General features: G+C 70.1%; 15 protein-coding genes. 8 read left to right on the top strand and 7 right to left on the bottom strand.

The annotated features are described in order from the left end of the window. The first annotated feature begins 13 nt into the window (after window positions 1-13). Entirely contained in the window at window positions 14-640 is a 627-nt protein-coding gene (locus KIK09_RS29870; RefSeq protein ID WP_214322721.1) for a class I SAM-dependent methyltransferase, read from the top strand. Between the two features lie 25 nt (window positions 641-665). Further along, complete coding sequence (locus tag KIK09_RS29865) at window positions 666-1157, top strand: DinB family protein (protein WP_214322720.1); 492 nt, start codon at window positions 666-668, stop codon at window positions 1155-1157. 18 nt (window positions 1158-1175) lie between these two features. Here KIK09_RS29865 and KIK09_RS29860 read toward each other — a convergent pair whose 3' ends face one another. Next, window positions 1176-2255 carry a serine hydrolase domain-containing protein gene (locus tag KIK09_RS29860; RefSeq protein ID WP_214322719.1) on the bottom strand — a complete coding sequence of 360 codons (1080 nt, stop codon included), beginning with the start codon at window positions 2253-2255 and terminating at the stop codon, window positions 1176-1178. Window positions 2256-2488: 233 nt separating this feature from the next. Between KIK09_RS29860 and KIK09_RS29855 the strand changes: the two genes are divergently transcribed. Further along, window positions 2489-4096: a PucR family transcriptional regulator gene (locus KIK09_RS29855; RefSeq protein WP_214322718.1), complete on the top strand. Its 1608-nt coding sequence runs from the start codon at window positions 2489-2491 to the stop codon at window positions 4094-4096. Between the two features lie 74 nt (window positions 4097-4170). Here KIK09_RS29855 and KIK09_RS29850 read toward each other — a convergent pair whose 3' ends face one another. Continuing rightward, window positions 4171-4569, bottom strand: a complete 399-nt coding sequence (locus tag KIK09_RS29850; RefSeq protein WP_214322717.1) for a VOC family protein — start codon at window positions 4567-4569, stop codon at window positions 4171-4173. A gap of 78 nt (window positions 4570-4647) precedes the next feature. On the opposite strand from KIK09_RS29850, the gene KIK09_RS29845 reads away from it, so the two are divergent. Further along, window positions 4648-5625, top strand: a complete 978-nt coding sequence (locus KIK09_RS29845) for a helix-turn-helix transcriptional regulator (RefSeq protein ID WP_308164362.1) — start codon at window positions 4648-4650, stop codon at window positions 5623-5625. On the opposite strand, the gene KIK09_RS29840 is transcribed toward KIK09_RS29845, so the two are convergent. Then, window positions 5626-6516, bottom strand: a complete 891-nt coding sequence (locus KIK09_RS29840) for a diacylglycerol/lipid kinase family protein (protein ID WP_214322716.1) — start codon at window positions 6514-6516, stop codon at window positions 5626-5628. Between the two features lie 52 nt (window positions 6517-6568). Here KIK09_RS29840 and KIK09_RS29835 point away from each other — a divergent pair, with 52 nt between their 5' ends. Then, window positions 6569-7270: a phosphatase PAP2 family protein gene (locus tag KIK09_RS29835; protein ID WP_214322715.1), complete on the top strand. Its 702-nt coding sequence runs from the start codon at window positions 6569-6571 to the stop codon at window positions 7268-7270. Continuing rightward, a complete protein-coding gene (locus tag KIK09_RS29830; RefSeq protein ID WP_214322714.1) occupies window positions 7249-7929 on the top strand; it encodes a phosphatase PAP2 family protein in 681 nt (226 codons plus the stop codon). Before KIK09_RS29835 ends, KIK09_RS29830 begins: the two co-directional genes overlap by 22 nt. Here KIK09_RS29830 and KIK09_RS29825 read toward each other — a convergent pair. Continuing rightward, window positions 7866-9422 carry a phospholipase D family protein gene (locus tag KIK09_RS29825; protein WP_214322713.1) on the bottom strand — a complete coding sequence of 519 codons (1557 nt, stop codon included), beginning with the start codon at window positions 9420-9422 and terminating at the stop codon, window positions 7866-7868. The genes KIK09_RS29830 and KIK09_RS29825 overlap by 64 nt on opposite strands. Then, window positions 9419-10210 carry a DUF1206 domain-containing protein gene (locus KIK09_RS29820; RefSeq protein ID WP_308164361.1) on the bottom strand — a complete coding sequence of 264 codons (792 nt, stop codon included), beginning with the start codon at window positions 10208-10210 and terminating at the stop codon, window positions 9419-9421. Before KIK09_RS29820 ends, KIK09_RS29825 begins: the two co-directional genes overlap by 4 nt. 116 nt (window positions 10211-10326) lie before the next feature. Between KIK09_RS29820 and mscL the strand changes: the two genes are divergently transcribed. Further along, on the top strand, window positions 10327-10764 hold the full coding sequence (gene mscL / locus KIK09_RS29815) for a large conductance mechanosensitive channel protein MscL (protein ID WP_214322711.1): 438 nt from the start codon (window positions 10327-10329) through the stop codon (window positions 10762-10764). Here mscL and KIK09_RS29810 read toward each other — a convergent pair whose 3' ends face one another. Both KIK09_RS29810 and KIK09_RS29805 read right to left on the bottom strand, forming a co-directional pair. Then, window positions 10765-11127, bottom strand: coding sequence for a hypothetical protein (locus KIK09_RS29810; protein WP_214322710.1), 363 nt, complete (start codon window positions 11125-11127; stop codon window positions 10765-10767). It abuts the gene before it with no gap. A gap of 120 nt (window positions 11128-11247) precedes the next feature. Then, a complete protein-coding gene (locus KIK09_RS29805; RefSeq protein WP_214322709.1) occupies window positions 11248-11910 on the bottom strand; it encodes a winged helix-turn-helix transcriptional regulator in 663 nt (220 codons plus the stop codon). Between the two features lie 76 nt (window positions 11911-11986). On the opposite strand from KIK09_RS29805, the gene KIK09_RS29800 reads away from it, so the two are divergent. Then, entirely contained in the window at window positions 11987-12733 is a 747-nt protein-coding gene (locus KIK09_RS29800; RefSeq protein ID WP_214322708.1) for a DUF8737 domain-containing protein, read from the top strand. Window positions 12734-12737 lie beyond the last annotated feature (4 nt).

The raw sequence follows: 12737 nt of genomic DNA, 5'->3' as shown, positions 1-12737 counted from the left end.
CAAGACTGAGCGCATGAGCACCGCCGATACGACCACGTTCTGGGACGGCGTCTACGCCGCCCGACCAGCGGCCACCGCCCCTCCGCCGAACGACCGGCTTACCGAGACGGTCACGGGCCTGCCGCCCGGCGACGCGCTGGACCTCGGATGCGGCGACGGCGGCGACGCGCTGTGGCTCGCCCGCCAGGGGTGGCACGTCACCGCCGTCGACATCTCGGCCGTGGCGGTCGAGCGGCTCGCCGGCCTTGCCCGCTCACACGGCCTGGGCGACCGGGTCATCGCCGAGCGGCATGACCTGCGCGACTCCTTCCCGCAGGGCGGGTTCGACCTGATCTGCGCCCACTACCTGCACACCCCCTTCGACCTGGACAGGGCAGCCGTCCTGCGCTCGGCCGCGCACGCGCTGCGCCCGGGCGGGCGGCTGCTGGTCGTCGACCACGGCTCGACCGCGCCGTGGTCGTGGAACCAGGATCCCGACGCCCGGTACCCGACGCCGCGGGAGGTCTCCGCGGGTATCGATCTGGACCCGGCGACGTGGACGGTCGAGCGGGCCGACGCACCCCGCAGGATCGCGACCGGACCGGGCGGGCGCACCGCCGAGGTCACCGACCACGTGCTGCTCATCCGCCGCACCGCCTGACCCGCTCCCCACGAAGGAGACCACCATGCCCACCGCCTCCCGCCACGGCGACACCCCGCCGCCCCGGACCGGAAGCAGCGAGATCGCGATCCTGCGCGGGTTCCTCGACTACCTACGGACCTCGATCGCCGCGAAGGTCGACGGTGCCCCCGAACCGCAGGTCCGCACAGCCGCGGTGCCGTCGGGCACGAACCTGCTCGGCCTGCTCAACCACCTGACCTTCGTCGAACGCTCGACGTTCCTCGGCGACAAGGTCACCGACTGGCCGGCGACGTTCCAGGCCGCACCGGAGGACAGCGTGGCCGACGTCGTCGCCCGCTACCGCGAGGCGGTCGAGCGCGCGAACGACGTGCTCGACGGGTGCGCCGACCTCGGCGCACCGGTCCCCCGGCCGCGGCTGGACCGCCCCGCTCCCAGCATCCGCTGGGCGCTCACCCACATGATCGAGGAGACCGGCCGCCACGCCGGCCACGCGGACATCCTCCGCGAACTGATCGACGGCGCGACCGGGCGCTGACCCACGATCACCTTCCAGTCAGCGGAGGTCGCGGATGAGATCGCCGATGATGGAATTGACCTTGTCCGAGTCGAACGTCTCCGTCCCGATCAGCAGGGTCACGGCCCGCTGGCCGTCGTCGGTGACGGCGTTCCTGAACTTGTGGCCGCTTGCCATGCTGCCGCTGTGTCCCCAGGCGACGAGACCTGGGGCGAACCGATAGCCCTCGACTCCCAGGCCGTAGTCCTCGCCAAGGTCGTCCACAATGGTCTGTTTCATGTCGGCGAGCTGGGCTGGGGCCAGCAGCTTCCCGGACAACAGCGCGGTCCAGAAGGCGGTCGCGTCGGCACCGGTGGAGATCAGCTCACCCGACGCGTCGGCCTCGGAGGTGTTCCATTCCGTCTTGTCCACCAGTGTCCCGCCCTGCTTCACGTAGCCCCGCAGGTCCGGCTTGGGGATCGTGGTCCGGTCGCCGGGCCAGGAGGTCTCACGCAGTCCGAGGGGCTTGATGATCCGCTGGTCGATCTCGGTGCTGATGCTGCGACCTGTGACCTTCGTGATGATCAGTCCGGCCAGGTTGTAGTTGGTGTTGGCGTAGGCGAAGCCCGACGGAGCCCTGTCCGGCGGAGGAAGCGTCAGCGCCTGCTCCACCGTCTGCAAGGGCTCGATGTGATCCCAGCGGTGCGCCTCCTCGTTGTCCCAGAACGGCGCGTCCAGGTAGTCGGGCAGGCCACTGGTGTGCTGCAGAAGCTGCCGGATCGTGATCTTGCGCCCGTCGTAGTGCTTGGTGCGGATGAGACCGGGCAGGTAGTGATCGACCGTGTCATCGAGGTTGATCTTGCCTTCGCCGACGAGCTGCAGCACGATCGTGGCTGTCCAGGTCTTGGTATCGCTGCCGATACGGCTGTGCTCATTGCCGACGACCTTACGGCCCGTCCTGCGGTCGGCGAGGCCGACGCCGCCGTTCCAGACGCCGCAGCGCGGACTCTTCACCGTCACGACAATCCCTGCGCCGACCCTCGCCAGCGCCTTCAGCGCCGTCTCGATGGGCTTGGTGTCACACTGTGGTGTCGCGGCCGACGCGGCAGGCGTCACCACCAGAGAGGCCGCGACCGCCAAGGCCGCGACAACACTCGTCCTACCTCGCATGATGTCTCCTTTCACCGTGCGGCGTAACGGGGCGTTTCGGTTGCGCTCGCCTGGGCCGCGGCCGGTACGGTCGCAGGGGCTGCCCGCGGCACGCTTGCTGGGACGTGCATGCTGACAGCGTCGCGTCTGTACTGACCGGGTGAATTCGGTGCCCGTCCCAGAGAATCCGCGAATGTCTTGTACGCCTGGCTAAAGAGGTGAGGATGCTCGACACCGGAGTGCCCGATCTCGGACAAGTCCTCGACGCGTTGGGCTCTTCGCTGCTGCGGCCGTTGACCGTACTGCCGGAAAGGCCGGTACCGGTCTCAGGCGTGCTCATCTTCGAGCGGCGAGCCCCGCTTCCCCCCGTCAGGGACGCGATCCTGCTCGCCGTCGGCGTAGGGACGGCCGAAGCACAGGCGAAGGAGCTCCTCGCCTCGGCGGCCGAGGTCGGGTACGCCTGCCTGGTGGTGAAGAGCTTCGGCGAGCCGGTCACCGAGCTGGTGGAAGCCGCGCAGCGGTCCGGAATCGTGGTGCTCGCCGCCGACGAGGCCGTGGCCTGGCACCACCTGGACGCCATGATCTCCTCCGCCCTCGCCTCCGCGGTGCGTTTCGCGCAGGCCGCGGGCGCCCCGGCCGTCGGCGATCTTTTCGCCTTGGCCAACGCGATCGCGGGGATGGTAGGAGGCGCCACGGTGATCGAGGATCCGCACCGGCGGATCCTCGCGTACTCGACCTTGCCCGGCCAGGCCATCGATGAGGGCCGCCGCCAGGGCATCCTCGGCCTCCAGGTGCCGGACGGCCCGGACTATGACGAGCAGTACCGCGCGCTCGTCCAAATGGGGCGCACCTGCCGGTTCCCGGCCGTTCTCGGCGGTCTTCCCCGTCTCGGTGTCGCGGTCCGCGCGGGAAGCGAGGAACTGGGTTCCATCTGGGTCGTCGATGCCGAGGACGGCCTGGACTTCGCTGCCGAACAGGCCCTTTCCGACGTGGCGGACATCGTCTCGCTGCACCTGCTGGCGGCCCGTACCGCGGACGACGCCGTCCGGCGCAGGCGCGCCGACCTGTTGCGGCGGCTGCTCGCCGACCCGAGCAGTGTCACCGCGGTGGCCCCGCAACTCGGCCTGGACCCGAACCTGCCCGTCGCGGTGGCCGCGTTCGCCGTCGCCTCGACCAGTGCCGACGATGTTCTGGCGGCACACGCGGCCACCCGGCTCGCCGACTTGGTGAGCCTGCATTGCGAGGCCCACTACGGCAGGCACGGCTGCGCGCTGATCGACGGCACGGTCTACGCACTGCTGCCGAGCGGGCCCTCGCCGAACGCGCACCGCGAACTCGTCGCCGACATCGCCCGGCGAGCCCATGGCGCGCTGCGGGTGCCCGTCCAGGCCGGACTCGGCTCGACGGTCCAGGGGCTGCGCTCGATCGCGAGCTCACGCGCCGACGCGGATCTCGTCCTGCGCGCACTCACCGACCGGCCGGGTGACCCGGAACCGTGCCAGGTGGCCACGATCGACGAGGTGTGGGCCAGCGCGACCCTGTCCGCGCTGGCCCAGATACTGGCCGCGCACGAGGCGCTGCCCCGCAGGCTCGGGCCGGCGGTGCGCGCCCACGATCTCGAGCACGGCACCACCTACGCCTCCACCATCCTCGCCTACCTGAACGCCAACAGGGATATCGCGGCCGCCTCCCACCAGCTGACCGTGCACCCGAACACGATCCGGTACCGGCTTTCCCGCGCCGAGGAGATCTTCGGGTTCGATCTCGCGAACCCGGACGAACGGCTGGTGCTGTGGCTGCGGTTGCGGCTCGGCGACCAGCTCGGCTGGTGAACACAGGTCTTGAAGTTCACACTCGGCTCGGCGGCACTCGTTGACCAGGCCACGCCGATCGCCTACGCCTGCCGTCATCGGGAGAACTTGGCGACGGCTGCCGGGGTGACCGGGGTGAAGAAGTTGACGAGGTTGCCGTCGGGGTCGCGGAACAGCAACGACCGGTTGCCCCACGGCATCGTGGTGGGCTCGTTGACGAAGCCGGTGATGAAGCCGGTCAGGTTCCGGTACACGCGGTCCACGTCGTCGACCAGGAACTCGGTGATCACGCTGTGGTTGTCGGCCGGGCGGGACGACCCCGGAGCGAACAGCGGGACAGTTCGGGTGCTGGCGATCGCCAGAGTGGCGCTGGGGGTCTTGAGCTCGGCGAAGTCTTCGGTGGACCAGGTCGCCCGCACCCCGGTGACCCTCTCGTAGAACTCGACCAGGCGTGCGACGTCATCGGTGATGATGCGGATCGAAATGAAGTCCATGGCATTCCTCCTAGGTTCGGTAGCGCCTCGCACGTTAGACCTGATAGTGGACAGAATCGGTCCACTATTGTGGTGAATGTGTCCCGCCCCACCGGCCGCGTGCTCACGCTCCTGGAACTGCTGCAGTCAGGAGGCACCCGGACGATCGCCGAACTCGCCGACCGGATCGGCGTCGACGGCCGCACCGTGCGGCGGTATGTCGACCAGCTGATCGATCTCGACGTGCCCGTTGAGACGGTGCGCGGCCGCTACGGCGGGTACCGCCTCGCCCGGGGCTACCGGCTGCCGCCGCTCATGCTCAACGACGACGAGGCGCTCGCCGTACTGCTCGGCCTGATCGCCGGACGGCGCACGGGGCTGGCGACGGACACCGCGAGCGAGACGGCAGCGGCCAAGATCCGGCGGGTGCTGCCCGAACGTCTCGCCCGCAGGCTCGACGCGGTCCTGCAATCCCTCGCCTTCACCAGGCCGTCCGGCGAGTCCATCACCCCGGACACCGGGACCTTGCTCACCATCGCCGACGCGGTGCGCCACCGCCGCCCCGTCTCGATCAGGTATACCGATCGCGACGGCCGGCGCAGCGACCGCACCCTGCACCCCTACGGGATCGTCAGCCATTCGGACCGCTGGTACATCACCGGCGCGGACCCCGGGGTCGGCGAGAACCGGACCTTCCGCCTCGACCGCATCCATGACGCCAGGGCCCTGCCCGGCTCCTTCGAGAAGCCTGCCGGACCGGACCCGGCAGAGCGCGTCCTGTCAGGGTTCGCCACAGCGTCCTACCGGCACGAGGTGACGTTGCGGATCCACGGGACGGTCGAGCAGATCCGCGCCCGCCTTCCCGCCGGTATCGCGAGCGTGGAGGAGTCAGGGGAGGATCCAGCGACCGAGCGTTGGCACCACGTCGAAATCCGGGCCGAACGGCTCGACTGGTTGCCTGCCGTACTTGCCTCACTCGACCGGCCATTCGTCATCGAGCGCCCCGACGAACTACGCGACCTCGTCATCGCGCTCGCCGACCGCCTCACGTCCTACGCCCGCCAAACCCGAGGGTGATCACCGTCTGGAGGCCTCGGGAACACAAACCGTCAGCGCGCCCGGCACGATCCGCGCCTTGATCCGGCCGGTGGTGCCGCGGTCGCCGCCGTCGAGCTCGTAGGTGAGCGGCGCGCCGAACCTGGCCGACACTCGCCTGGCCCGCGTGATGCGCACCAGCGGCGAGTCCTCGGACCGGCCGGTGGCCATCCGCCCGAGCACCCTGGCCCACTCGATCGGCCCGGAGGCGGTGGAGACGCCCACCTCCAGCCACCCGTCGTCGGGCCGCGCGTCGTCGAAGGCCTCCACCCCGCCGGCGATCGTGCCGACGTTGCCCAGCAGCAGGCAGCTGGCGTGCCCGTCGAACCAGGGCGTCCCGTCGATCGTGACCTCCATCGGGACGGGCGCGCCGCCGACGTGCCGCACCGCCGCCGCCACGTAACCCAGCTTGCCCAGGCGTCCCTTGGTGCCGCCGTCCACGTCCGCGACCATCTCGGCCTCGAACCCCGCCCCCGCCATGACCGCGAAGTGCTCGCCGTTCACGCGGCCCAGATCCAGTACGGCACGGCGGCCGTGGAAGCCGAGCCGTACCGACTCCTCCAGGTCGATCGGGATGCCCAGGTTGGTGGCGAACAGGTTGGCGGTCCCGGCGGGCAGCACCGCCATCGGCACGCCCGAGCCGGCCAGCGCGTCGGCGCAGCGCTGCACCATGCCGTCGCCACCCCAGACGAACACCAGCTCGGCGCCCCGTTCCAGCGCCTTGCGCACCCTCTTGGGCGCCTTCCTGCTCTTGGGCACCTCGTACCAGACCAGGTCGCCGACGTCCTGCTCGCTGATGAGCATCCGCAGCCGGTCCAGCCCGGCCCCTAGCGTCTTCTTGCGGTGCGCGATCACCGCCACAGTGGTGGACACGCCACCGCGACTACCCGAGACTCATAGGCCTCGAACCGGGTAGCTGCCGGAAATGCGACTGGGACCCAGACTCGCGCTGGCCGCGCTGGCGGTGGCGCTCATCATGATCCCCTTCTCGCTGCTCCTGGTGGTGGCGCGGATGCCCGTCAACGCGCTGGACCGCGGCGTCGCTTTCGAGCTGCACGCCTACGCGCATACGCACCCGGCGTGGGTCCGGATCCTGTCCGTGTGGACCGACGCGTTCGGGCCGTGGCCGTGGCGCATCGCGGTCATCGCGCTTGCCGCCTGGACGCTGTACCGGGGCGCGCCTCGGCTGGCGGCCTGGGCGATCACCACGATCACCGTCGGCGGCCTGCTGGCCCTGCTCCTCAAGATCGTCGTGGCCAGGGCCAGGCCGGTCCTGCCCGATCCCGTCGCGCTGGCGCCCGGCGACTCCTTCCCCTCCGGGCACGCGGCCAACGCCACCCTCGGCGCGGGGGTGATCGTCCTGCTGCTGCTCCCCGCGCTGCCGCGCTGGGGACGGCGGGTCGCCTGGGCGGTGGCCTGGCTGCTGGTGCTGTCGGTCGGGTACACGCGGGTCGCGCTCGGCGTGCACTGGGTGTCCGACGTGCTCGGCGGGATCGTGCTCGGCGCCGCGGTGGTCACCGCCACCGCGGCCGCGTTCGAGACCTGGCATCGCGACCAGGGGCGTAGGCCTGAACCACCCGTCAGCGAAGGATTGGAGCCCGAATCATGGTCAAGTACTACGCGCTGAGGATCCTGTTACCGCTGCTCGTGCTGGGCGGGGTCACGTTCGGCGTGGGCGAGCTGATCCTGGCCGTGCCCACCGGCGAGGACGCCGTCAGCCGCGGCCTGGCCGCCGGCCGCACCCCGCTGCTGAACACGCTTACCGACCTCGGCAGCAGCCTGTCCGACACGCCGTACATCGTGGCGCTCACCGCGATCACCGGCATCGTGTTCCGCCTGGTCTACCATCGCTGGCTCGAGACGATCTTCCTGGTGACGGCGGTGTGGAGCCAGTCGCTGGTCTTCCTGGCCACCACCGAGCCCATCGGCCGTCACCGCCCGCCGGTCCCGCACCTGGATCCCGCCCCGCCGACCTCGAGCTTTCCCTCGGGACACGTCAGCGCCGCGGTCTGCTTCTACTGCGGGGTCGCGCTGGTGCTGACCTCCCACCTGCGCAGTCGCGCCCTCCAGGTGCTCGTCTGGGTGCCCGGCGTCGCCGCGCCGCTGATCGTCGCCTTCTCCAGGCTCTACCGCGGCATGCACTTCCTCACCGACGTCGGCTGGGGTCTCCTGCTCGGCGCCTGCTGCCTGGCCATCACCGCCACGATCCTGTACGGCAGGCCTCAGAAACCCCCCGAGCGCCGCAACCAGGACGGCCTGCCGTCGGGATCGACCACCATGCGGTAGAGCGGCATCGCCAGCGCCCGCCGGAAGCGGCCCAGCCGTGGGGCCGGATGCGGTCTGAGCCGCCCCGGCGGGCGAGTTCCTCGGCAGCCGTTCCTGTGCCAGGCCTCCAACCGCGCTGCCGACTCGGTGAACGCCTCGAACGCGGCGACGGGGTCGCACAGGTCGTCCAGCTCGCCCGGTCCGCGGTCCAGGTGCTCGGCCGCCAGCTCCAGCCGCAGGTCCCTGGCGTAGACGCGGGCGCCGTACGGCGGGCGCGGATCCTCGCGCTCGTCGACGACCGCGCAGCTCAGCTCGGAATCGAACGTCCACGAGCGCAGGTTGACGTTGTCGGATCCCACGTCGGCCCACACGTCGTCGACCACGCACACCTTGGCGTGCACGTAGACGGGCATCCCCGCGTGGTTCTCCAGGTCGTAGAGCGCCACCCGCCCGTCACCCGCGCGCATCAGCCGCGACAGCGCCTCGGCCCGGCCGATCAGGCTCGCGGGACCGGCCAGCCACCCGTCCTGGTCCGGGTACCGCGGCACGACGATGATCATGCGCAGCTCGGGCTCGCGTTGCAGCGCCTCGGCGAACGGCTCGATCACGTCCGTCGACCACAGGTACTGGTCCTCCAGGTAGACCAGTGACCGCGCCCGCGACAGCACCTTGCGGTAGGCCCGCGCCACGCTCCGCTCCCCCTGCGGCGCGAACGGGTAGGCCCACCGCAGGTGCGGATAGGTCCGCAGCAGCTGTACGGCGTGCGTCCCCACCTCAGGCGGTGGCGGGCCCGGCTCGGGCAGCGGCGGCACGTCGGTCATGTGCCCGAGCCGGTCACGCAGCCAGTGGATCGGGTGCCTGGTCTCCGGCGCCGGATCCTCCCACCGTTCGCAGAAGACCTTCTCCACCTCGGCCACCGCGGGCCCGGAGATCGCGACCTGCGCGTCGTGCCAGGGCGGGCGCTCGCCGTACACCTTGGGCATCGGCGCCACCTGCGGGTCGCCGGCGTGCGCGGCGTCGTCGCGGCGGCTGTGGCACAGGTCGATGCCGCCGAGGAAGGCCACGTCCCGCTCGGGACCGGAGTCGTGGCGGAGGACGACGAACTTCTGGTGGTGCGAGCCGCCGCGCCGTACCCGCGTGTCGAGCAGGGCCTGGCCGCCCGCGGCCTCGAGGCCGGTGCCCAGGTGGCGGTTCTCCGCCGAGCTGAAGCGCAGGAAATCCAGGTGCGAGCGCCAGATCAGGCCCCTGACGAGGGCGCCTTGCCCCGCTGCCCGGGCCATCGCCTCGCCGACGCCAGGTCCGTCGTCGGTGAGCCGCTCGTCGGGGTCTCCGCGCCAGTCGGCGAACAGCAGCAGGTCGTCCTTGCCGAGGTCGTCGATGCGTTCGCGCAGCTCGCGGAAGTAGGCGGCGCCGTGGATGAGCGGCCGTACCAGATTGCCGCACGTCCACGGCACGAGCCGGGTCGCGTCGTTGCCGCGCTCCTCGGCGGTGAGGAACCAGTCGTCGAGTCTCATGTGCGCCGCCAGCGTGCCTCCCCGAAGCAGTAGCAGGCGAACAGGACCACGCCCATCGCCACCACCGCGAGCAGCCAGGGCCCTGCCGGGGTGCGGGCGAAGGCCCGCAACGTCTGGTCGATGCCGCCCGCCTTGCCCGGGTCGAAGGTGATCGCCGCCTCGACGACGAAGACGCCCGCCAGCCCGGCGACCAGTCCGCGGACCACGTAACCCGCCAGGCCGAGCTTGTCCATCACCGTCCTGGCGCGCGGCGGCATCGGGCCCAGGTACTTGCGGAAGTCCTTCGTGACGCCCTGGCGGATCCAGTAGAAGCCCAGCGCGAGGATGCCGAGCCCGATCGCGCCGACGATGAACTGCCCGCCAGGTATGCCGAGCAGCTTGGCCGTCACGTCTTGCGACTGCCGGTCGTCCGACCGTGCCCGGCCCGCGAGCAGCACCGTCAGCAGCGAGAAGCAGACGAACGCGTACACCACGACCCGGCTGACGCCCTGGACGCGGTCCTTGGCCCTGCGGGAACCGAAGAACACCTCCGAGAGCTGCCAGATCGTCAGCGCCGCGAATCCCACGGCCATCGCCCACAGCACCACGGCGCCGAACGGCAGGTCGGACACCGTTCTGATGGCTCCGCTCTTGTCCGCCTCGCGCCCGCTGTGTCCCAGCGTGATCTGGACCGCCAGGACCCCGATCAACCCGTACAGCGTGCCGCGACAGATCAGCCCGAACCGTGCTAACCGGTCCATGGCCTTACTGTTGGCGGCGCGGCGCGCCGTGGCTTCGGCCTCGGACACCTCGTCCTCCCAAGTCCGTCGGAGCCATCCACGCTGCCCAGGAATCCCCCTTCTAGGCCGATTGGCAGCGGATGGCGGGGGTTTGACCATCCCTTGACCGGCTAGTTACCCGCTCCATGGGCGGTTTCAAGAAATTTCTGGTGCGCGGCAACATCGTCGAGCTGGCGGTAGCGGTGATCGTTGGAGCCACGTTCAGCGGGCTCGTCCAGGCACTCGTCTCCGACCTGATCACCCCGCTGATCGGAGCGGTCACGGGAGGCAGGAGGCCCAACTTCGCCGACTATTCCTTCACCGTCAACGGCAGCCAGTTCAAGTACGGCGACTTCCTGAACCACCTGCTCAGCTTCCTGCTCATCGCAGCGGTGATCTATTGGCTGATCGTGGTGCCCATGAACCGGCTCATCAGCCTGTTCGACCGCGACAAGGACGCGACGACCAAACAGTGTCCCGAGTGCCTCAGCGACATTCCCGCCGAAGCGCGCCGCTGCGCCCAGTGCACCATCGCACTGATCCCCGAATCCGAGAAACCTGCCGGTAAGGCCCTTGGAGGCTGATCAGCACGGACGGCCGAGGCGGTACTGCTGGGTTTCGATCCAGGCTCTGCATCGCTCGATCTGCTCGAGGTCCAGCCCGGTGGCCTCGGTGAGGTCCTCGGCGGTGAGCACGCCACCGGCGCTTTCCTCGGCTCGGGCCACCTTTCCCGCCCAGAGCTCCTCGTGCACGAACGGGCGTCGCCGATAGTGATCGAGCAGGGCGGCCAGATGATCATCGGTACACGCGGTCAAGGCCGCCGCAGGGCCGCCGAGGTGGATCGTGGACGGCTCCAGCGTCAGCACCGGGCCGTCAGCGATCACCACACCACACCAGCTGCACAGTTCAGACAAAAGCCGCCTTTTGTCTGGATTGTCGCGCTCCATGTCTGCTGTCTACCCGGCGGAATTCCGCCTGGTACCGGCGCATGAATCCGGATTAGGCAAACTATCGGGCTTGAAATCGCCGTTGATGGCGGTGGTGGACGTGGAGTCGCGAGAGCGCGTCTAGCCGGGACCCACGACGGTGGCCAGGGTTCCGATCAGTTGCCGGAAGCGTCGCACCGGCTCGGGCTCGCCGGTGATGTCGATGCCGAGGTCCGACTGGGCGAAGATGCGGGCGGCCAGGGCGTCGGTGGTCGCGGTGATCGTGACGTCGGCCCATGCGGGTGCGGGCGGGGCTTGCGCGGTGAGTGACCATCGGTGGCCGTCGCTTTCGGCCAGGTAGTCCGTGCCGTCCAGCCGGAAGTGCCAGCGGACAGGCTCGCGATCGTCGGTGGCGAGGTCGACGGCCTGGACGGCGGCGCGGAGCAGGTGCTCGGCGTGCAGCGGCTCGCCCGGCCGGGGCAGCCGCCAGGAGTGCCGCACCCCCCACCAGTTGAGCGCGTCGATGACGGGCTCCAGGTCGGCTCCGGTCGGTGTCAGGCGGTACCAGACCTCCCGCCGGCCCGGCTCGCGGTCGGCGGTGACGATGTCGGCGTCCTCGAGCTCGCGCAGGCGCTGGCTCAGCGTCTTGGGGGTGATCCCGCCGAGGCGGTCCATCAGGTCGGTGAACCTTTTGGCGCCGGTGAGAAGGTCGCGAACCACCAGCAGACTCCAACGGTCGCCGACCCGTTCCAGGGCGCGCGCGGTCAAACAGAAGTGGTCGTAGGTACGGACGTTGCGAGTCACGCATGTCATCATACTAGTTGACAGATACTATCTCCAAAATACTATCTTGTAGATATCAACTGGTTGGAGGGATGCCATGTACGACCCACCTGTCTATCTCTGGGCGATCACCATCGCCGGAGTCGCCGCGATCCTGGCTTCGACCTGCTTCGTGCTGTACGGCGGCGCGGAACGCGCCGGTCTGGGCCGAAGGCCTGCGGCGCTGCTCGCCGGCGGCGCGGCCGTCGTGTTCGCCGGATGGTTCACCGTCAGCGCGGTGCTCGCGGGTAACGGCTGGTACCACAGGCTGCCGTGGCTGCCGATCGCGGTGGTCGGTTTCCTGGGCACGCTGCTGGCGCTCAGCCGTATCCCGGTGGTGGCGCGCGCCCTGGCGGCTCCGGGCATGATGAGCCGCCTCATCTATCCGCACTCGTTCCGGGTGACCGGGGTGACCTTCCTGCTCATCATGGCCTTCGGCCATCTGCCCGCGCTGTTCGCCCTACCCGCAGGGCTGGGCGACATCGCCGCCGGTATCGCTGCGCCGCGGGTCGCGCGAAGGCTCGCGCAGGGCACGGGCCGCCGCGCCGCCCTGTGGTTCAACGCCTTCGGCATCGCCGATCTGGTCGTGGCTCTGGCGCTCGGCGCACTCACCGGATTCCAGCTGCTCGACATCACGCCGTCCGGTCAGCCGAACAGCGAACTCCCGCTCGTGCTGATCCCGACAGTCGGCGTACCGCTGCTGTTCGCCCTGCACATCACGTCCGTGGTCGCGCTGGTCAGAGCCCCGCGAACAGCCCCGGCCACCGAGCCCTCGGTGCCCGGCTCGATGAAGTACTCGACGTAGAGGA

Source organism: Nonomuraea sediminis, assembly GCF_018531495.1.
Classification (GTDB): Bacteria; Actinomycetota; Actinomycetes; order Streptosporangiales; family Streptosporangiaceae; genus Nonomuraea; species Nonomuraea sediminis.
This window is presented reverse-complemented; position numbering and strand designations above follow the sequence as displayed.